Source organism: Acinetobacter sp. AS167 (genome assembly GCF_037152175.1).
Classification (GTDB): domain Bacteria; phylum Pseudomonadota; class Gammaproteobacteria; order Pseudomonadales; family Moraxellaceae; genus Acinetobacter.
In genome coordinates this window covers 66,744-86,367 of record NZ_JBBCMP010000009.1, presented here as the reverse complement: position 1 = coordinate 86,367, position 19,624 = coordinate 66,744, and the positions used below count along the sequence as shown (strand labels likewise).

Sequence of the window (19,624 nt, the reverse complement as noted above, 5' to 3'; positions counted from 1 at the left end):
TTAATATCATGTTTGATCATCCGTGATGATTTGCACATTGCCAATTTATAGCTTTTGAGATGATTTATGTGGAATCTTATAATTCATGTGATAAGAGTCACGTTTTATAATCATTACTCTTTGAATTTAAAATATTTTATTAAAGAAAATTAACTTTAAAAAGTAAAAAATAAGCATTTGATTAGATTTTATAATGTGTAGAATAGAAATGAGGTAGGGAAATAATTCAAAATAATTCAATACCGATAATTAAAAGCTTTTCTAGGTGCCATTCGCGAATGTTAATAGCAAAAAAGCCCACTATATTGTTAAAAAGTTTGAGTGCTGTCAGTTTATTGGTTCTATTGCAGAACAATGGTTATACACAAGAAACAAGCTACTTAAAAAATATCAAAGAAGGTGTGACAGGTTTTATAAAACCTAAAGATGATCAGTCATTTAGAACCGTACAGCTCAAGGATTTGACCGATTTTAAATATCAACCCGATACACATATAGGCAATCAGAATCAACTGCCTATAGTAAAGCCATATACTGGACAAAAGGCATCACTCAATAATTTATATTTAGAACAAGCGCAAACAAGCAAGGCGTATTCAAGCCAAGCAAAAATCTTAAGTCTTGAAGATGCGATTCAGATTGCAGTAAAAAGAAACCCCAATATCGCTCAAACGATTTCAACATTGGCAGGACAAAATGCCAATATTGATGTGGCAAAAGCACAATATTACCCACAGTTAAAAGCGGGTATGAATACGGGTGATTTTACATCCAATGACAAAGGTCGCCAATTGTATTCAGTTGAAGCCAACCAATTGCTTTATGACTTTGGCAAAGTAAAATCCAGTGTCACCACGCAACAAAATAAATTGGCAGTTGAGCAAGCCAATGTATTAATCAGTATTGATGATATATCGACACAAACAGCGCGAGATATTTTATCCTTACTGCGCTATCGCAATATTATCAAAATAGCGCAAGATCAATTAAATGGGGTCAGTCGTTTACATGAGATTGCCCGTTTAAGAGCAGACGCAGGAATCAGCAGTAATGCCGATCCTGTACAAGCACAAAGCTATGTTGAGTACGCTCGTTCTTACTTAATTACTCAGCAAAATTTTTTAAAACAACAAGAACAAAAATTACGCACATTATTGGGTTTTGATGTGAGTCAAATGGATTTTAATATTCCTGATGAATTTGTAAAACAATCAGGTCTTTATGACGACCCTGAAATGAATACCATTCCTACGATGATTGCAGCAAAAGCAGAGATTGATGTTGCGCAGAGCCAAAAGAAACAAACCCAATTGAGTGCTTATCCCACAATTTCATTAGTAGGATCAGTCAGCAAAGCACTGAATGGTCAAAATCCAAATACTGGTTTAGAAAATGATACTGATGGTTCTGTCGGCGTGCAGATGTCCAGTAATTTTTATCAAGGTGGTGCACTGGGATCTCAAGTTAAGGCTGCAAATTTTGCTGAACAAGCGGCACGTGCAAAGTTGAATGCAACTTACCTAGATATTATGGATCAAACACAAATTGCGCGAGAAAGCATTGAAAACACAGATAAGCAGATCTGGGTTTTATTGGATCGGGAACGTTCAACAGCAAAAACTCGTGAGCTGTATGAAGAACAATATAAATTAGGTAAGCGTTCAATCTTAGATTTATTAAGTTCAGAGCAATCTTATCAAAGTTCAAGAATAGAAAGGGAAGCGGCACGCTTTGATATCTATGACACGATCGCTTTGTATATCAAGGTAACCGGTAAAAGTAGAAATGCTTATCATTTAAATAACATTCAAATTCAGGGGTTTGAAGTTCAACCATGAATACAAAAACATTAAATTATCAACCCTGGTTACAAGCGATCATTACGGTTGCTCAGCATTATCGGATGCAACCTGCTGAAGAACAAATTCGTCTGCAACTGGATTGGAATAAATACACAAATATTGATGACATGTTGTCCATTATTACCCGTCAAGTGGGTTTGAATGTTCGCAAAGCAGACTTCACCACGGATGTACTAAATCCATGGAGGTTGCCGGTTGTTGTAGAGTTTAACAATGGTCAAGTTGCGGTTATCGAGAAAGTCGACAATGAGGGTAATGCAAGCTTACAGTTAAGTGGTGATCAAGGCCTTTCACAAACTTTTAACTTGCATGAACTTCAAGCCAATGCCAGTCGTGTTTATATTTTTCGACCAGAAACATCGATTCCCGATGCACGTGTTGATGAATATATCAAACCTTATGAAAAAAGCTGGTTCTGGGACATCGTTTTAAAAGATTGGAAACGTTATACAGACATCATGGTTGCTTCGATGATTGCCAATATTTTGGCATTGGCAACCATTATTTTCTCTATGCAAGTCTATGACCGAGTTGTGCCATCTCAATCTATCCCAACCTTGTGGGTGCTTGCAGGTGGGGTGTTGATTGCAGCCGTTTTTGAGTTTGTGTTACGCATTGCACGGGTTTATTTGTCAGACATTATTGGTAAACGCGCAGATCTCAAGATTTCAGACCGCGTCTTTGGTCATGCACTACGTATTCGAAATAAAGATCGTGCCCGCTCAACGGGTTCGTTCATATCACAGATTCGTGAACTCGAAGGTGTTCGTGAGTTGGTGACCTCAACAACAATCAGTGCAATTGCAGATTTACCATTTTTCTTCCTATTTTTAGCGATTTTCTGGATTATTGGCGGCAACATCTTTTGGGTGATGTTACTGGTTGTACCACTGATGATTATTCCTGGGTTCTTGGTGCAGAAAAAGTTAGCTCATTTAGCCACTGAAGGGATGCGTGAATCTGCAATTCGCAACGCAATTTTGGTCGAGGCGGTTCAAGGTATTGAGGACATCAAGTTATTACGTGCTGAAGCCAGATTTCAAAATCAATGGAATCACATGAATGAAGTGTCTGCAGATGTCAGTATGCGTCAACGTAAAATCGTGGGTTGGTTAAATGCTTGGACACAAAAAATTCAAGGACTGACCTATGCGATTGTGGTTTTAGTGGGGTGTTTTGCGGTGATGAAAGGGGATATGACCACTGGGGCATTGGTGGCGTGTTCGATTTTATCTTCACGTATGCTTGCGCCAATTTCACAAATCACAGGTGTATTAGGTCGTTGGCAACAAGCCAAAGTGGCTAAAAATGGTTTAGATGAGCTGATGCAAAAGCCAGTAGACCGTCCTGATCGAGCACAATTGATTCAGCGTAAAGTCCTCTCAGGTGATTATGATTTTAAAGGTGTGATATTTAAATATACTGAAGATGATCCACGCCCAACTTTAGTCATTCCACAGTTAAAAATTCAGGCAGGTGAAAAAGTTGCAATTCTTGGACGTAATGGGGCAGGGAAATCTAGCTTATTACAGTTACTTTCAGGAATGCAATTGCCAGTACAGGGCAAGATCAGTTTGGATGGTGTCGATCAATCTTTACTTGATCCCGATGATATTCGCCGTGATATGGCATTACTAAATCAAAACGCGCATTTGTTCTTTGGCACCATTCGTGAAAATTTAACTCTGGGTGCACCATTAGCAAGCAATGATGAAATTATCCAAGCCTTAAAAATCACCAATGCTTTAGAAATCGTGGAACAAAAAAAGGAAGGCCTAGATCATCTTATTCTTGAGGGTGGTGTGGGGTTCTCTGGAGGACAGAAACAAGCACTGTTACTCACACGATTATTGCTCCGAAATCCAAATATTGTGTTATTGGATGAACCGACTGCTTCGATTGATGATGTTTCTGAAAAAGTGTTGATCCAGCATTTAAAAGAATGGTTAGGTCATCGGACTTTAGTGGTTGCGACGCATCGTCCTGCGGTTTTGCAACTTGTTGATCGTATTATCGTTGTACATGAAGGTAAGATTATCAAAGATGGGCCACGTGATGCCATTTTGAATCCTGCCCAGCAGGCAAATGCAGGAGGGACTTCAACATGAGCCAAGAAAAAAATGACCAAAATATCACAGCTCAAGATGCTGAACCTGCTCAAGTTGATCATGTCTCCAATGTGTTACAACGGCCAACTAATCCCTCTGCATTAAAGTTTTCAGAACCGCCTTTACCGAAATCCACATTTATTATTTGGATCGTTGCAATTGGCTTGTTGGCTTTCTTAATTTGGGCTTGTGCATTTAAATTGGAAGAAGTTTCTACAGGAACGGGTAAGGTTGTTCCGTCATCAAAAGAACAGACGATTCAATCTTTAGATGGTGGTGTGTTGACCAGCTTAGATGTCAAAGAGGGAGACATTATTCAAAAGGGGCAGACGCTTGCGCAAATTGATCCTACTCGATTTGAGTCACAAGTGGGTGAAAGCCAAATGAAATTACTTGCCACACTGGCCACTGCATCACGTTTAGAAGCTGAAGTAAATGGGACAGCGATCAAGTTTCCAAAACAGGTTTTGGCCGTTCCTGCGTTAGTGAGAGAAGAAAGTGCACTGTATAGTTCGCGTCGTGCAAATTTAGACGAATCAATTACTGGTTTAAAACATGCATTATCTTTGGTTCAAAATGAATTGCAAATGACACAACCTTTGGTGGCAAAAGGCGCTGCTTCTGAAGTTGAAGTGCTACGCTTAAAACGAGATATCAATAATTTTGAAAATCAAATCAATGATAAGCGTAATGACTACTATGTAAAGTCACGTGAAGAATTGGCAAAAGCCAACGCTGATATTCAGTCATTACAGCAAGTTGTTGCTGGTCGTAATGATTCAGTGACACGCTCTACTTTTAAAGCACCAGTACGTGGTGTGGTTAAAGAAATTGCGGTGACAACCATTGGTGGGGTTATTCCACAAAATGGCAAATTGATGACTATTGTACCGATTGATGAGCAGTTATTAATTGAAGCTCGGATTTCGCCACGAGATATTGCGTTTATTCACCCTGGTCAACCTGCATTGGTAAAAATCACAGCATATGATTATTCAATTTATGGTGGCTTGGAAGGGAAAGTGACAGTGATTTCTCCTGATACCATCCGTGATGAAGTTAAACAAGATCAGTTTTACTATCGAGTCTATATTCGTACAGATAAAGATAAGTTGACCAATAAAGCGGGTAAATCCTTTTCAATAACACCAGGTATGGTGGCAACGGTAGATATTCGTACTGGTCAAAAAACAATTATTGAATATTTATTGAAACCATTTAATAAAGCCAAAGAGGCTTTAAGAGAAAGATAATTGCATCATGTGGTGATTATTTTAAAAAACCAATCTTCGGATTGGTTTTTTTGTGCTTTTACCGTTTTGTGATCAACACACTGATTGAATGAATCAGCATAAAGTGTGTAAGTGTATTTTGATGATTTATAAATTAATAATGCAAAAAAAGCCCCAATCTTTCGATCAGGGCTTTTTAAATTTGGAGCGGGAAAGGAGACTCGAACTCCCGACCCCAACCTTGGCAAGGTTATGCTCTACCAACTGAGCTATTCCCGCGGAGTCTGTCCAATTTTTTAAATAAAAAACTGAATAAAAAAATTTGAGCGGGAAAGGAGACTCGAACTCCCGACCCCAACCTTGGCAAGGTTATGCTCTACCAACTGAGCTATTCCCGCATGCGGTGTATAATACATCAACAGATGGTAGGGTCAAGATTTTTCTGCAAAGGAAAACACTAATTGCATAAAATAAAGACATTTTTATGAAAAAAAATCAAAATTTAATTTAAAAAAATCAAATCGAACAGCAAAAGCTTTGTTGAACACTCAGCGATGCTCAAAGAATCCGCTATACTATGTCATTCATCCATTGATCGATCTCTAAGGAATCAGCATGAGTTTAGAACAACAATTGATTGAAAGTTTAAATCAACTTGAGCCATCACATTTAGAAGTGATCAATGAGTCTGCTGGTCATGGTGGGTATTTTCCTGGAAAAGAGTCGCATTTTAAGGTGATCATTGTCAGTGAACAATTTGCAGGGTTACGTTTGGTACAACGCCACCAAAAAGTGTACGCAGAAGCCAAAGACTTACTCAGTCCTGGAAAAATTCATGCCTTAGCGATCCATGCTTATCTTCCAAGTGAGTGGCAAGGTCAAGCACCAGCAAGCCCAGAATGCGCTCACGCACCTAAAGTATAAAGTGCAGAGTAATTTAAAATGGATATACATTTGCTGATCAAAATCATTCACATGACCAGTGTTGCATTATTGATACTGGTTTTTGTTTTACGCGCTTCAACATTATTTATTAGAACACACAACCAGCAGCCGAATCCTAAAGGGCGGGTGGCTTTTGTTGCCTTGCAACATCTTTCCCTCACGGTGGTTATATTTACAGGGCTAACTTTATTGATCATGAATGAGTTTAAAGTGCAGCCTTGGTTCTATGCGAAAATTATTTTGTTTATGGTTTTCCTTTCCTCACAAATAAAAGCCTATAAAAAGGATGATACCGTTCTTTTAACACAACGCAGAGCGGGTTTAGTGATTGGCGGAATTGCTTTGTTTGCAACTTTAGTTTTGGTGGTGCTTAAACCAGTTTTTAGTTGATTGTTAGACATGAATTTCACACTTGTATAGCGTCTAGGTTAAACTAGATACAAGTTTAAAAATAATGATAGCTTAGGGAACTTGTATGCTAACTCGTGTGGTATTTAACCAAAAAGGCGGTGTGGGAAAATCAAGTATTACAGTGAATCTTGCTGCGATTAGTGCATATCAGGGTTTTAAAACTCTGGTAATTGATTTAGATCCTCAAGCAAATTCAAGCCAATATCTTTTGGGTGATGACGCCACCTATTCGGCTGAAAAAACCGCATTAGAACCCAATATTGAAAATTTTTTTAATGATGTGCTGGGGAATCATCAACAAAAAGGATTGATTGGTAATGCCATTGGTAGTCTTTTAAAAACAAAAAATAAAGGTTTCGAGCAATATATTCATCGTTCACCGTTTAAAGATTTGGATGTATTACCCGCTAGTCCCACTTTAGGTGAGTTAGAGCATGCTTTAGAATCAAAGCATAAAATTTATAAGTTACGTGATGCGATTCAGACTTTAACCAGCCAATATGATCGTATTTATATTGATACACCGCCAGCATTTAACTTTTTTACCTTATCAGCACTGATCTCAGCGGAACGTGTCCTGATTCCGTTTGATTGTGATGTATTTTCAAAACGTGCATTACAGACCCTCATTGAAAATGTTATCGAAACTCAAGATGACCATAATGATCGACTTGAAATTGAAGGGATTGTGGTCAATCAATATCAAGCTCAGGCTAAATTGCCACGTGAAGTGGTACAACAGCTTAAAGATGAAGGTTTACCTGTTTTAGAAAATATGTTGCCACCTTCAGTATTAATGAAAGAATCGCATCATAAAAATCTACCATTAATTCATTTGGCTACAGATCATAAATTGACTCAAGCCTATCAATCATTGTTCAATGAGATTGATAAAAAATAATTTCGAGATCGTGATGAAATCATTGAAAATGACTTCTGTTAAATTATCAGTCGTTGCTTTAACGACAATGGTCGTATCTGCTTGTACGACGACGGTTAAACCTACATATGTATCTCCTACGCAATATCAGGCAATGAACTGTATGCAATTGAATACAGAATTTAACCGTATCCAACAATACATTAATAATGGTGTACAACCTGCGAAACGTACAGGCGTGGGTGTTGGATTAGGCGTCGGTGGTGGTTGGGGCAGCGGTGGCTGGGGTTGGGGCATTGGTCCAAGTATTTCTGTAAATTTAGGGCAATCTTCAAATACCAAAAATACTGAGCTTTCCCGATTGTATGGTGAACAAGATGCCCTTTCACAGGCAGCTCAATTTAAAAATTGTCCTTATGTCCCTAAGCGTCAGGATGTCAAAAAATAACTGTTTTGATGTTATATAAAAAGCCGATTTTAGAAATCGGCTTTTTATCACTTTTAACATAGTGTTTATTAATTGTTGGGCATTTTATTTTTATTAAAAAATTTATGACGTATATAGCCAATAATACCAGGCAAGACACTCAAAATAATGATACCGAAAACCAAATGGGTAAAATTATCTTTCACAATCGGCATATTACCGAATAAATAACCCAAAGTAATAAACGAGCCAACCCAGCAAATTGCACCGACTGCATTATAAGTTAGGAAATACTTATAATTCATGCTTCCTGCACCCGCGACAAAGGGTGCAAAAGTACGGGCAAAAGGGATAAAGCGGGCAAAAATAATGGTTTTTCCACCATGTTTTTCAAAAAATTGTGATGTTTTCAACAAGTGTTGTTTGTTGATAAATTTAGAATCAATTTCAAAAACACGAGGTCCAACATATTTCCCAATATGATAATTGAGGGTATCACCAAGAACTGCCGCAATAAATAGCAGAAGAATTAAAACCATAGGATCCATTGCACCCGTCGAAGCAGCTAAAGCGCCGGCAGCAAAAAGTAAGCTATCCCCAGGCAGGAATGGCATTACCACGAGACCTGTTTCAACAAAAATAATCAGGAATAAAATTCCATACACCCAGATACCATAATTTCTAATAAATTCAAACAGGTGTTCGTCTACGTGCAAAATAAAGTCAATCAGATCCATAAGGCAGAAACTATGCGAATTGGTGCACAAATCCTAGCAGTGTGAGTTATGAAAGTCAGTATTAAAAAGTAATTTTTTAAAACTTATTATTGTTCTTAATTTGCAACGATGAGTTTAGTTTTTAAGTATTTAACTTGAAATTTTTAGTGATTAATATGTATACATCTTCAGAACGAAATACAAATTAGGTCACACCATGTTTAATCCAAATGTTGTTGTTAAAAATATTGTGAATCAACCCACCGCCAATGCAAGCATTGCATTGATTGCACGTATTCTTATGGCATATATCTTTCTTGTTGCAGGTTGGGGCAAAATCACGGCTTACAGTGCAACTGTCGGTTATATGGAATCAATGGGTGTACCAGGTGCCATGTTACCTTTAACCATTCTGGTTGAGTTCGGTGGTGGTCTGGCATTGCTATTTGGTTTTCAGGCACGCTTTGCAGCATTTGGTTTGGGCGTATTTAGTTTGATTACTGCATTCTTATTTCATGGTGGTGAAGCAGATGCAATTAACTTTATGAAAAACTTTGCAATGGCAGGCGGTTTGTTTTTCTTGATGTTGCATGGTGCAGGGAAATTGAGTGTCGATCATGTAATAGAAAAATAATTTAAACATAAATACAGTTTTGAAAAGTCAGATCTCTATCTGGCTTTTGTGTGTGTTTATTTAGCGCCATTCAAATGGTTCACTTGGTGTATGCTATTTAAAAATATTCAATTCATTTTTAACAATGACTCCCAGTGAACTGATTGGCATCATTAAAGCCAAAATGAATCTATAAGCTGATTATTTAAAATGATTTTTTAGAAAGCAAAGTAACTTGATTGAATGGAGTGCGTACGGCTTATAAAAATGATAGAATATGGCGCTTATATTCGTTTGCCTGCATAGTTGTTGACTCATGACTACCAATACTCAAATTACTGAAGATCGTATCCTTATCTTGGATTTCGGTTCTCAATATAGCCAGCTTATTGCACGCCGTGTACGTGAAGCTGGTGTATATTCTGAAATGTATGCTTTTGATATGTCTGAAGAAGACATTCGCGCGTTTAATCCGAACGGTATCATCTTGTCTGGTGGTCCTGAAAGTGTGCATGAGCAAGGTAGTCCACGTGCGCCAGAAGTTGTGTTCAACTTGGGTGTACCTGTATTGGGGATCTGCTATGGTCTGCAAACCATGTCAGAACAACTTGGCGGTAAAGTAGAGCCAGGTACAGTACATGAATTTGGTTATGCCGCGGTTGACGTTTTAGTACGTGATCAATTGCTTGGTGATTTAAATGATGGTGATGACAAACTCAATGTTTGGATGAGCCACGGTGACAAAGTTTCTGCGATTCCAGCAGGCTTTAAAGTGACTGCAAGCACACCAAGCTGCCCATTTGCTGCAGTGAGTGATGAAACGCGCCGTTTCTACGGGGTGCAATTCCACCCAGAAGTGACACATACTGCCAAAGGCGCAGAATTACTGTCTAACTTCGTTCACAGCATTTGTGGTTGCCGTAATCTTTGGAATTCTGAAAACATTATTGATTTACGTGTTGAACAATTACGTGAACAAATTGGTGATCAAAAAGTTCTTTTAGGTCTTTCAGGTGGTGTTGACTCATCTGTGGTTGCAGCATTGTTGCATAAAGCAATCGGTGATCAACTGACCTGTGTATTCGTAGACAATGGCTTACTTCGTTTAAATGAAGGCGAGCAAGTGATGGACATGTTTGCGAAAAACATGGGGATCCGTGTGATTCGTGCGGATGCAGAAGAGCGTTTCTTATCTGCACTTGCTGGTGAAGTTGATCCTGAGAAAAAACGTAAAATTATTGGTCGTGAATTCATCGAAGTTTTTGCTGAAGAAGCGCGTAAGCTTGATGGCGTAAACTTCCTTGCGCAAGGTACGATTTACCCTGACGTGATTGAATCTGCGGCAACTAAAAATGGTAAAGCGCATGTGATTAAGTCACATCATAATGTGGGTGGTTTACCTGAAGATTTAGCTTTTGAATTGGTTGAGCCAATTCGTGATCTATTTAAAGATGAAGTACGTCGTTTAGGTACAACTTTAGGTTTACCACATGAAATGCTTTATCGTCATCCATTCCCTGGTCCAGGTTTGGGTGTGCGTATCTTGGGTGAAGTGAAAAAAGAATATGCTGATATTCTTCGACTTGCTGATGACATCTTTATGCAAGAGCTTCGTGCAAGTGGTTGGTATGACAAAACTGCTCAAGCATTTGCAGTATTCCAACCTGTGAAATCGGTAGGTGTTGTAGGTGATGGCCGTCGTTATGCATGGGTCATTGCACTTCGTGCCGTGGAAACTGTTGACTTTATGACGGCTCGCTTTGCGCATCTTCCATATGAGTTGGTAGATAAAATTTCAACACGTATCATGAACGAAATTAAAGATGTTTCTCGTGTGGTGTATGACGTTTCTTCTAAACCACCAGCAACAATTGAATGGGAGTAATTCAGGGATTTCAAGAAGCGAAGCTTCTTGCCTGAATTACGCTAAGGGCCTTATTCTTGGTAGAATTTGATAAATTACTTTTAAAAAGAGCACTTAGGTGCTCTTTTTTTTATATAATTGAAAAATGAAAGACCTATTAGAGTAATTATGTATACCCACTATGATTTGATGTTGCCACTACTTAAAATTATGCAGTCAAATGATGTGACTTATAGTTTAAAAGAGGCGTATGAAGCCCTGATTCTTGAATTAAATTGTTCTGACGAAGAAATAAATGAAACGATGGAAGATGGTCGAAATGTTATTTTTTATCGGTTACAGTGGGCGAAAACCTATTTAAAAAAAGCTGAGTTTATTGAATATCCTCAAAAAGCACATTTTAAGTTATCTGATCTTGGTAGAAATATAAATCTCAAAAATCTCAAAAAGCTGGATCGAAAGTATCTCTCTCAATTTGATTCATTTAATGAGTTTAGAAAAATAAATCCCAAAGTTGAAAAAGAGCAAAAGAAAGAGGATATTCTGGAAATAAATTTAAGCTCAGATGAGCTGACTCCGCCAGAAATAATCACTCAACAATCTAATTTATTAAAAAATGATTTAAAGATAGATCTACTTAATTTAATTAAAAGTAACTCACCTCAATTTTTTGAAATATTAGTTGTCGATTTATTGGTTGCTATGGGCTATGGCGGCTCGCATCAAGATGCGGCCCAAGCTATTGGTAAAACAAGTGATGGTGGGATTGATGGAATTATTAGTGAAGACCGTTTAGGTCTAGATAAAATTTATATTCAAGCCAAGCGTTGGGAAAATACTGTTGGAAGACCGGATATTCAACAATTTAAAGGCGCTTTAGCAGATCAAGTTGCTAAAAAAGGGGTATTCATTACAACCTCAAATTTTAGTAAAGAGGCTGTTGAATCTGCAAAAAAATCGGGAATTGTTTTAATTGATGGAGATAAATTGACTTCTTTAATGATTGAATTTGGTTTAGGAGTTCAGGTTGAAAGAAGCTTTAATATTTATAAGATAGATCAAGATCGGTTTGATGAAGACAATTTTTAGAAGTGTTTAAAAGAATTTTAATATTCTGACATTTACTACAAATTTACTAAAACGTATTGAATTAATGATTTATACACCTATAAAAAAGCCAGTCAATTGACTGGCTTTTGTTGCTCCAAAAGAGCGATTGCTAAATAGATTTAAACTTAGAAACGGTATCCAGCACGAACGCCGTAAGTGTTGTAGTCATCACCAAAACCTACACGACCTTCTAAGCTAACATTTTGATTAAAGAATTTCTTCGCAGAAATACCCCATTCATCACGATCAGTTAAATCATTGTTGTAGTAGTCAGCACCTACACTTAAGGTCTTATCTAAATACAAGTCACCACGTACTTTGTACTCATCCAAGTCACCGAATGCACCAAAAGCTTCAAAGTTAGCGTCATATTGACCTACTTTAGTTACATATTTAGCACGTACAGTTGGGTCTGCGCCGTCATCACCATCTTTAACATCATAACCTGTCACACCAAGTGCAAGTAATAAACCAGGAGCTGGTAAATAACCCACTTCAGCGCCATAAGTTGTTACTTTATTGTCGATGTTGGTGTTATCAACTTCAAGTTCATCACGACCTACACGACCACTTACATAGAAGTCTGAGTTAGGTACGTAGTATTCAAGACCTGCACCGTATTGGCTGTCTTTTACACCATCATTTTTAGCATAATTTACATTGGCTTTTACATTACTTGCGCGATCTAAGAATGCAGCCTCATTAAGCGGTGAATTACGAGTTTGTACTGGTTTAAAATAATAAGTACCATCTACACCAAAGCTATGAGTTGCATCAAAATTATCTGGATCATTATATGTATATGAACCACCAACTTCGGCTTGGTAAGCATGTGCAGTGCCAGTTAAAGCGGCTACGGAAAAGATTGCAGATGCGATTGCTAATTTTTTCATGGAATTCGCCCCTATGAAGAATTGATTGATTTATACATGTTTGGTTACAATTTCGAGTCTAGGGCAAATATTAAAATCGTCAACCACGCTATAGTAACTGAAATGTAATATTGGTGAGTTTGTGTAACAAAATTTATTTAACTTATTGAAAATAAATGTATAAAACTTATGTTTTGTTTTATTAAAATTGTGTAGATAGTGTGGATATTGGTACGCTTTGAGTAAGGCTTGGACATAATTAGTAATAAAAAAGTATTCGGAAATTAAAATACTTTTAAGTAAATGATCAATTGTAGAGTTTATCAACACAAGCTTTGACTACGATATGACGATTTTTCTGATTGCAAAAAAATCAATGCATTTCACTTCTCTTGTTATAGCGTTATTGAGCTATAGATGGATCTATAAAATCCCATATCTCAACTTTTTCCACTCTGTGGTAGAATGCCTGCGAATTAAAAGACGTCAAATGTGAGATTAAAACTCGTGGAAATTAATCCTTATCTAGTTCAGCTAAAAGACTTAAATGACCGTGGTCTAACACTACGGGGGTATCTTTGACTACGATCTAAAGAAAGAGCGTTTAGAAGAGGTTCTCCGCGAGTTAGAAGATCCAGCGATCTGGAATGATCAAAGCCGTGCACAGGCGATGGCAAAAGAAAAAGGCGAGCTTGAAAACGTGATCAACGTTTTAGAAGGCTTGGCGACACAGCTTGATGATGCACAAGCGATGCTTGATCTTGCTGTTGAAGCAGATGATGAAAGCTTATTGGCAGATGTTCAGTCGGAATTGACTGCAGCGGAAGAAGAGTTAGCAAAACTTGAATTCCGTCGTATGTTTAGTAATCCAATGGACCCAAATCCATGTTATGTGGAAATTCAAGCGGGTTCCGGCGGTACAGAAGCACAAGATTGGGCTTCAATGCTGTTACGTATGTATATGCGTTGGATCGAACGTCATGGCTTTAAAGCAGAATTAATGGAAGAATCAGATGGTGATGTTGCAGGGATTAAATCTGCAACAATCCGTGTTGAAGGCGAGTATGCTTATGGTTGGTTACGTACCGAATCTGGCGTACATCGTTTAGTACGTAAGTCACCATTTGACTCAGGTAATCGCCGTCATACTTCATTCTCGGCAGTATTTGTATCGCCTGAAGTGGACGATAATATTGAGATTGATATTAATCCTGCTGACGTACGTACAGATACATATCGTGCATCTGGTGCAGGCGGTCAGCATATTAACAAAACTGACTCAGCAGTACGTTTGACTCACGCACCAACTGGGATTGTGGTGGCATGCCAGAATCAGCGTTCACAACATGCAAACCGTGATCATGCTTGGAAACAGTTACGTGCAAAATTGTACGAACTGGAAATGAGCAAACGTAATGAAGCTGCTCAAGCACTTGAAGATTCAAAGTCGGATATCGGCTGGGGCAGTCAGATTCGTTCATATGTACTGGATGACTCTCGTATTAAAGATTTGCGTACTGGTGTTGAGAACTCGAACACGGGTGCAGTATTGGATGGCGATCTAGATAAATTTATTGAAGCCAGCTTAAAACAAGGTCTTTAATTTAAATTTTTAACAAAAGCAAAGCCTTATTCGTTTTTTGCAATATATCTAAAAAAATCGATATTAAAATCGAAAAAATACGATATATTAGATGCAAAGATGCTGAATGGAGCTTTGCTCTGAATTGAATGTGTCTAAGATGGATATTGATTTAATTTCTAAAGCATTAGCGAATCCGACTCGCCGACAGATATTGGAATGGCTCAAGAAGCCACAACAATATTTGTCGGAAGAGCAGTGCGGTGGCTTTGGTCGTGGTGTCTGTGCAGGGAATATCGAGAAGCTCGGTAATGTCTCTCAATCTACGATGTCAAATCATTTGTCTGTTTTGCAACAGTCAGGATTAATTCAGGCCGAAAAGTATGGGCAATGGTCATATTTCTCGCGTAATGAAGCTCTCATTCAGCAATATATTGATTATCTACAAAACTCGCTTTAACGCCTGATCTCAATCAGAAAGCGAGTGATGAGGCAAATATGGCTGAACTTAACTCTCCCCTTGTACTTGGCGATTTACATTTAAAAAATCGTGTCGTGATGGCGCCTTTAACCCGTAGCCGTGCTACCGCTGATCGGGTACCCACAGCAATCATGGCTGAACACTATGCACAGCGTGCCAGTGCGGGTTTAATCATTTCTGAAGCAACAGTGATTTCTGAACAAGCCAATGGCTATTTAAATACACCAGGGCTATTTACCGATGCACAGGTTGAAGGTTGGAAGTCTGTAACCCAAGCAGTTCATGATCAAGGTGGCTTGATTGTGGCGCAGTTATGGCATGTGGGACGTGTCTCACATCCAGATCTACTCGATGGTGAAACGCCTGTATCTGCAAGTGCAATACAACAAGCAGGACAAGTCAGCTTACTACGTCCAAAACGTGAATATGTCGTGCCACGCCCTTTGGAAATCTCCGAAATTCAAACCATCACTGAACAGTTTAAACAGGCTGCAATTAAAGCCAAAGCGGCTGGTTTTGATGGCGTTGAATTACATGCAGCCAATGGCTACCTGATTGATCAATTCTTACAAAGCTCAACCAATCATCGTGAAGATGAATATGGTGGTCCTATTGAAAACCGTGCACGTCTTTTACTTGAAGTGATGGATGCTTTAATTGAAGTATGGGGCGCAGGCCGTGTGGGCATACATTTAGCGCCTCGTGGTGATGAGCATGATATGGGTGATGCTGATCCACGTGAAACCTTTGGTTATGTCTTGGAACAATTGGGTAAGCGTAAAATTGCGTTCTTCTTTACACGTGAATATTTAGCTGATGACAGTATCAGTGAATATATGAAACAACGTTCAAATGGTGTGCCATATATTGCCAATATGCGTTTAAGCCGTGAGGATGCCATCAAACTCTTGGCATCAGGTCAAGCAGATGCTGTGTCTTTCGGCAAGGCTTATATTGCCAATCCTGATTTGTATGAACGTTTGATTCAAAATGCACCTTTAAATGAATTGGTGTTCGAAAATATGATTGGTTCACAAACTGCAGAAGGCTATATTGATTATCCTGCTTTAGTATAATATTGAGACTATATGCTCTGTTAGTATGCATGGAATACATTCCACATCGTATATTCAAAGGCTTAGTCTTTGAATATTTGACCACTACAGCGCTGATCCAGTGGATGGCGATATGGATATCGCCATTGGTTAAGGCGTACAACATAGTTCTTAACCAAAAACCGTTTTTCATCCCTGCAAAGCCAAGTTTTGCCAGCGTTATTGCTGGTTGATAGATCAGATTTGCTCTAGCATAAGGTCTAGTACCATGCTGACAACAAATCGTTAAATATTATTCATTAACAACTGAATATGGCTCTGTTATATTTGCCGATTCATCTATATTGAGACATTCTGCTTGGCTACTCCTTTTTGGTATAACACAGCACTTAAAATCGTTAAGCCTTTATATCAATGGCGTATCAAAAAGCGTGCGAAAGATAGCACAGAATACCAACAAGAATGTGTTGAGAGATTTGGCCCCTTTCAAGATGTAAAGAATCAGCATGCCATTTGGTTTCATTGTGTTTCAGTCGGAGAAACCAATGCTGCTCAGCCTTTAATAGAACATTATTTAAAAGCAGGTCATAGTGTTTTAGTCACCAATACGACAAAAACAGGTCAAGCACGTGCCAAATCGTTATTCTTAAAAGCACCTTATCAAGCATTATTTCAAGCGGTATATTTGCCTGCCGATCAGCGCTATTTAGTTGCTGATTTTTATCAGAAATACCAACCCAAATTGCTGATTTTGGTTGAAACTGAACTATGGCCAAATCTTATTGACCAAGCTCAACAGTTTAAAGTGCCTTGTATTTTAGTGAATGCACGGCTTTCAGAAAAATCTGCCAAAGGCTATGCCAAAGTTCCAAGCCTAACCCGTCCAATGCTACAGAAATTAGATCAGTTATTGGCGCAAGATACTGCTACGCAACAACGATTTATAGATTTAGGTATGCCACAGGATAAAACACAAGTACTTGGAAGTATTAAATTTGATATTTCTGCACCTGAACAATTTATTCATAAAGCACAACAATTGCAGCAGGACTGGAATTTAGCGAATCGAAAAATCATCACCATCGCCAGTACACATGCACCTGAAGAAGAAAAATTATTTCTCACATTTAAAACCTATTTAGAACAATATCCAGATTGGTTGTTGATTGTTGTTCCTCGCCATCCTGAACGTTTTGATGAGGTATTTGCTGCTGCACAAAGTTTAAATTTAACCACACAGCGTCGTAGCTTAGAGCAAGCGATCGAGTCGAATACCCAAGTTTATTTGGCAGACAGTATGGGCGAAATGTGGCTGTGGTATGCATTGAGCCAAGCTTGTTTTGTTGGTGGATCGTTAAATGAACCTGGTGGTGGGCATAATATTTTAGAAGCTATGGTTTTAGATGTACCCACCGTAATTGGACCACATTATTTTAATTTTCAAGCGATTGTGGATGAGTTCTTACAGGCAGATGCCTTAAAAGTAGGGAAAACAGTCGATGAGGTGGTTCAGTTATTGGTGCGTTGTTTGGAAGATCAAGCTTTTGCCCAGCAGTTAAGCCAACATGCGATTGATGTTTTAAAGCGTAATCAGGGTTCTTTATACAAACATATTGCAGTGATTGATCAATATTTATAATTTATACATTGCTGATGAATAAACACCATTAGCTAAAAGTAAAACGAACCAGAATTTTATGAATATCGTCCTTCTTGATCCTCATCAAACACAAGCTGAAACTTGGACAATCAGTTCAAAAAGGCAAGTTGAACATTTGCACACACATCTTGCTGCGAAAGTCGGAGATATGCTTAAAGTTGGCGTTCGAGGTGCCAGTCGTTATTTAACTGAAATTGTTGATACCTCGGAACATAGGATTTTAATTCGACCAATTCAAGAACAGCCTATTCCTGCAAAATTACCAGTGACTTTAATAGTGGCATTACCACGGCCCAAAGTTTTACGCCGTTTAATCATGGATGCGGTGACACTGGGGGTAGAAAAATTAATTTTAATTCATAGTTATCGGGTTGACAAAAGTTATTGGCAAAGTCCTTTTTTACAGCAAATTGATCATTACATCATCTTGGGATTAGAACAGGCAGGAGACACAATTGCTCCCGAAATTGAACTATATAAACGCTTTAAACCCTTTGTTGAAGATGTCTTACCTAGCTTCATTACGCCACAGAATCCTGCTTATATTGCGCATCCGTATACCGAACAAAAAATGCCATTTGCTATCGATCATTCATGTACTGTGATCATTGGGCCTGAAGGTGGTTTTATACCTTACGAGGTAGATTTACTGATAAAAAACGGCTGCCAAGCAGTGAACTTAGGCAACCGTATTTTGCGTACTGAAACCGCGATCCCTTATGTATTGGGGCGTTTATTTAGCACGAGCTGATTCAATGTCATCCGCTGATGGATCACCGCGGTAAACTTTGACTTCCTGAACAGGATAGGGAATCGAAATATTATTATCCGCAAAGGCTTCAAGTACCCGTTCTTGAATTTCACTGATTGATGCTGCAGTAACCACTTGGGTGGTATCTACCCACCAACGAACGGTTAAATTGACAGAGAAATCCGCCAAAGCAGAAACATTCACAGTAAAGCCCGGCTGGCTTAAAATACGTTGGTCTTTATCAAGCAATTTAAGAATAATATCTTTGGCTTTCTGTACATCATCTTCATAACCAATCCCAACCACAAACTCACAACGACGGCGTTGGTAAGCGGTATTTACCGTCACGGCACTGGTATACACAGTTGCGTTTGGAATCACGATACGTCGTCCATCAGGGGAACGTAAAAAAGTTGCACGAATTTGAATATCTTCAACAGTACCTTCCATATTGTTGACAATGATGTCATCACCAATCTTGAACGGTTCGCCCAAAAGAATCAAAATTCCAGAAAGTAGATTTTGGAAAATATCTTTAAATGCAAAACCAATCGCGACCGAACCAATCCCCAAAGCACTCATCAGTTGAGCAGGAGTAAAGCCTGGAATTGCAATGACCATGGCAATTAAGAAACCAAAAAAGATAATTGCGGTACTGCCGACACGATTCAGTACCAGAACTAAATTTTGGCGAGTATAAGTACGGTTTTCGAGTGTTCTACGGACAAAGAATTTAAAAAGCTTAGACAACAACCAGAAAATAGTGATGACGATCAGCGCAATACATAAATATGGCATACGTTCCCAAAAACCATCGACAAACTTGTCGATGGTTGAGTATGCATCTTTATATTTTTCAGTATGTTGAATCACTGTTTGTGCAGTTTTTTCGCCTGCAGAATGGATCAATTGAGTCGTGTCTTGCGCAACGGTACTCAATGCATTTGCTTCTTCAGCCACAATCATGTCCAATAAAATAATTGGCATATTTTGCCTGAAATTTCAAAGAAGTTAAGCTTTGATTACAGTTTTTCTTATGACGGACTAATAAAAAT

Annotated in this window: 19 protein-coding genes and 2 tRNA genes; 16 read left to right on the top strand and 5 right to left on the bottom strand. The window is 38.4% G+C overall.

Annotated features, from left to right (window positions below):
- Positions 1–278 precede the first annotated feature (278 nt).
- From WFN33_RS14845 to WFN33_RS14835, 3 genes are read left to right on the top strand one after another with little or no spacing between them, the layout of a single operon-like run.
- A complete protein-coding gene (locus WFN33_RS14845) occupies positions 279–1,838 on the top strand; it encodes a TolC family protein (protein ID WP_333667306.1) in 1,560 nt (519 codons plus the stop codon).
- Positions 1,835–3,970 carry a type I secretion system permease/ATPase gene (locus WFN33_RS14840; RefSeq protein ID WP_336953797.1) on the top strand — a complete coding sequence of 712 codons (2,136 nt, stop codon included), beginning with the start codon at positions 1,835–1,837 and terminating at the stop codon, positions 3,968–3,970. Before WFN33_RS14845 ends, WFN33_RS14840 begins: the two co-directional genes overlap by 4 nt.
- Positions 3,967–5,223: an HlyD family type I secretion periplasmic adaptor subunit gene (locus WFN33_RS14835; RefSeq protein ID WP_333669461.1), complete on the top strand. Its 1,257-nt coding sequence runs from the start codon at positions 3,967–3,969 to the stop codon at positions 5,221–5,223. Before WFN33_RS14840 ends, WFN33_RS14835 begins: the two co-directional genes overlap by 4 nt.
- A gap of 182 nt (positions 5,224–5,405) precedes the next feature.
- Here the strand turns inward: WFN33_RS14835 and WFN33_RS14830 are convergent.
- Positions 5,406–5,481, bottom strand: a tRNA-Gly gene (locus tag WFN33_RS14830).
- Positions 5,482–5,527: 46 nt separating this feature from the next.
- Positions 5,528–5,600: transfer RNA gene (locus WFN33_RS14825), tRNA-Gly, on the bottom strand.
- Between the two features lie 217 nt (positions 5,601–5,817).
- Between WFN33_RS14825 and WFN33_RS14820 the strand changes: the two genes are divergently transcribed.
- The 4 genes from WFN33_RS14820 (at position 5,818) to WFN33_RS14805 (ending at position 7,886) form a co-directional block, all read left to right on the top strand.
- Positions 5,818–6,126 (top strand): BolA family protein, encoded by a 309-nt coding sequence (locus WFN33_RS14820; protein WP_336953796.1) that lies wholly within the window; start codon positions 5,818–5,820, stop codon positions 6,124–6,126.
- An 18-nt stretch (positions 6,127–6,144) separates the two neighbouring features.
- Complete coding sequence (locus WFN33_RS14815) at positions 6,145–6,537, top strand: SirB2 family protein (protein WP_336953795.1); 393 nt, start codon at positions 6,145–6,147, stop codon at positions 6,535–6,537.
- An 85-nt stretch (positions 6,538–6,622) separates the two neighbouring features.
- Positions 6,623–7,459, top strand: coding sequence for a ParA family protein (locus tag WFN33_RS14810; protein ID WP_336953794.1), 837 nt, complete (start codon positions 6,623–6,625; stop codon positions 7,457–7,459).
- 13 nt (positions 7,460–7,472) lie between these two features.
- On the top strand, positions 7,473–7,886 hold the full coding sequence (locus tag WFN33_RS14805; RefSeq protein ID WP_336953793.1) for a hypothetical protein: 414 nt from the start codon (positions 7,473–7,475) through the stop codon (positions 7,884–7,886).
- Positions 7,887–7,954: 68 nt separating this feature from the next.
- Here WFN33_RS14805 and WFN33_RS14800 read toward each other — a convergent pair whose 3' ends face one another.
- Positions 7,955–8,602 (bottom strand): DedA family protein, encoded by a 648-nt coding sequence (locus WFN33_RS14800; protein ID WP_333670074.1) that lies wholly within the window; start codon positions 8,600–8,602, stop codon positions 7,955–7,957.
- Between the two features lie 196 nt (positions 8,603–8,798).
- On the opposite strand from WFN33_RS14800, the gene WFN33_RS14795 reads away from it, so the two are divergent.
- From WFN33_RS14795 to WFN33_RS14785, 3 genes are all read left to right on the top strand, one after another.
- Positions 8,799–9,215, top strand: a complete 417-nt coding sequence (locus WFN33_RS14795) for a DoxX family protein (RefSeq protein WP_336953792.1) — start codon at positions 8,799–8,801, stop codon at positions 9,213–9,215.
- Positions 9,216–9,510: 295 nt separating this feature from the next.
- A complete protein-coding gene (guaA, locus tag WFN33_RS14790; protein WP_336953791.1) occupies positions 9,511–11,079 on the top strand; it encodes a glutamine-hydrolyzing GMP synthase in 1,569 nt (522 codons plus the stop codon).
- A 147-nt stretch (positions 11,080–11,226) separates the two neighbouring features.
- Positions 11,227–12,147, top strand: a complete 921-nt coding sequence (locus tag WFN33_RS14785; RefSeq protein ID WP_336953790.1) for a restriction endonuclease — start codon at positions 11,227–11,229, stop codon at positions 12,145–12,147.
- A 146-nt stretch (positions 12,148–12,293) separates the two neighbouring features.
- Here WFN33_RS14785 and WFN33_RS14780 read toward each other — a convergent pair whose 3' ends face one another.
- Positions 12,294–13,061: a putative porin gene (locus tag WFN33_RS14780; RefSeq protein WP_336953789.1), complete on the bottom strand. Its 768-nt coding sequence runs from the start codon at positions 13,059–13,061 to the stop codon at positions 12,294–12,296.
- Positions 13,062–13,547: 486 nt separating this feature from the next.
- On the opposite strand from WFN33_RS14780, the gene prfB reads away from it, so the two are divergent.
- The 6 genes from prfB to WFN33_RS14750 all read left to right on the top strand — a co-directional run bounded on the left by prfB (position 13,548) and on the right by WFN33_RS14750 (position 18,569).
- A protein-coding gene (prfB, locus tag WFN33_RS14775) for a peptide chain release factor 2 (protein WP_096735380.1) occupies positions 13,548–14,643 on the top strand; the annotation gives its coding sequence in 2 pieces (ribosomal slippage) (positions 13,548–13,619 and positions 13,621–14,643; 1,095 coding nt in all).
- Positions 14,644–14,782: 139 nt separating this feature from the next.
- Entirely contained in the window at positions 14,783–15,082 is a 300-nt protein-coding gene (locus WFN33_RS14770) for an ArsR/SmtB family transcription factor (RefSeq protein WP_034614967.1), read from the top strand.
- A 38-nt stretch (positions 15,083–15,120) separates the two neighbouring features.
- Positions 15,121–16,179, top strand: a complete 1,059-nt coding sequence (locus tag WFN33_RS14765; protein ID WP_336953788.1) for an alkene reductase — start codon at positions 15,121–15,123, stop codon at positions 16,177–16,179.
- A 29-nt stretch (positions 16,180–16,208) separates the two neighbouring features.
- The gene (locus WFN33_RS14760; protein ID WP_336953787.1) at positions 16,209–16,391 is read left to right on the top strand and encodes a hypothetical protein; all 183 of its coding nucleotides are present in this window, start codon (positions 16,209–16,211) and stop codon (positions 16,389–16,391) included.
- A gap of 125 nt (positions 16,392–16,516) precedes the next feature.
- Complete coding sequence (locus tag WFN33_RS14755; RefSeq protein ID WP_336953786.1) at positions 16,517–17,797, top strand: 3-deoxy-D-manno-octulosonic acid transferase; 1,281 nt, start codon at positions 16,517–16,519, stop codon at positions 17,795–17,797.
- Between the two features lie 58 nt (positions 17,798–17,855).
- Positions 17,856–18,569, top strand: coding sequence for a 16S rRNA (uracil(1498)-N(3))-methyltransferase (locus WFN33_RS14750; RefSeq protein WP_336953785.1), 714 nt, complete (start codon positions 17,856–17,858; stop codon positions 18,567–18,569).
- On the opposite strand, the gene WFN33_RS14745 is transcribed toward WFN33_RS14750, so the two are convergent.
- The gene (locus tag WFN33_RS14745; protein ID WP_373868811.1) at positions 18,552–19,535 is read right to left on the bottom strand and encodes a mechanosensitive ion channel family protein; all 984 of its coding nucleotides are present in this window, start codon (positions 19,533–19,535) and stop codon (positions 18,552–18,554) included. The genes WFN33_RS14750 and WFN33_RS14745 overlap by 18 nt on opposite strands.
- Positions 19,536–19,624: the final 89 nt, after the last annotated feature.

Coding starts and splice junctions, on each gene's coding strand:
- WFN33_RS14845 (WP_333667306.1), top strand. CDS start 279: ATGTTAATAGCAAAAAAGCCCACTATATTGTTAAAAAGTTTGAGTGCT.
- WFN33_RS14840 (WP_336953797.1), top strand. CDS start 1,835: ATGAATACAAAAACATTAAATTATCAACCCTGGTTACAAGCGATCATT.
- WFN33_RS14835 (WP_333669461.1), top strand. CDS start 3,967: ATGAGCCAAGAAAAAAATGACCAAAATATCACAGCTCAAGATGCTGAA.
- WFN33_RS14820 (WP_336953796.1), top strand. CDS start 5,818: ATGAGTTTAGAACAACAATTGATTGAAAGTTTAAATCAACTTGAGCCA.
- WFN33_RS14815 (WP_336953795.1), top strand. CDS start 6,145: ATGGATATACATTTGCTGATCAAAATCATTCACATGACCAGTGTTGCA.
- WFN33_RS14810 (WP_336953794.1), top strand. CDS start 6,623: ATGCTAACTCGTGTGGTATTTAACCAAAAAGGCGGTGTGGGAAAATCA.
- WFN33_RS14805 (WP_336953793.1), top strand. CDS start 7,473: ATGAAATCATTGAAAATGACTTCTGTTAAATTATCAGTCGTTGCTTTA.
- WFN33_RS14800 (WP_333670074.1), bottom strand. CDS start 8,602: ATGGATCTGATTGACTTTATTTTGCACGTAGACGAACACCTGTTTGAA.
- WFN33_RS14795 (WP_336953792.1), top strand. CDS start 8,799: ATGTTTAATCCAAATGTTGTTGTTAAAAATATTGTGAATCAACCCACC.
- guaA (WP_336953791.1), top strand. CDS start 9,511: ATGACTACCAATACTCAAATTACTGAAGATCGTATCCTTATCTTGGAT.
- WFN33_RS14785 (WP_336953790.1), top strand. CDS start 11,227: ATGTATACCCACTATGATTTGATGTTGCCACTACTTAAAATTATGCAG.
- WFN33_RS14780 (WP_336953789.1), bottom strand. CDS start 13,061: ATGAAAAAATTAGCAATCGCATCTGCAATCTTTTCCGTAGCCGCTTTA.
- WFN33_RS14770 (WP_034614967.1), top strand. CDS start 14,783: ATGGATATTGATTTAATTTCTAAAGCATTAGCGAATCCGACTCGCCGA.
- WFN33_RS14765 (WP_336953788.1), top strand. CDS start 15,121: ATGGCTGAACTTAACTCTCCCCTTGTACTTGGCGATTTACATTTAAAA.
- WFN33_RS14760 (WP_336953787.1), top strand. CDS start 16,209: ATGGAATACATTCCACATCGTATATTCAAAGGCTTAGTCTTTGAATAT.
- WFN33_RS14750 (WP_336953785.1), top strand. CDS start 17,856: ATGAATATCGTCCTTCTTGATCCTCATCAAACACAAGCTGAAACTTGG.
- WFN33_RS14745 (WP_373868811.1), bottom strand. CDS start 19,535: ATGATTGTGGCTGAAGAAGCAAATGCATTGAGTACCGTTGCGCAAGAC.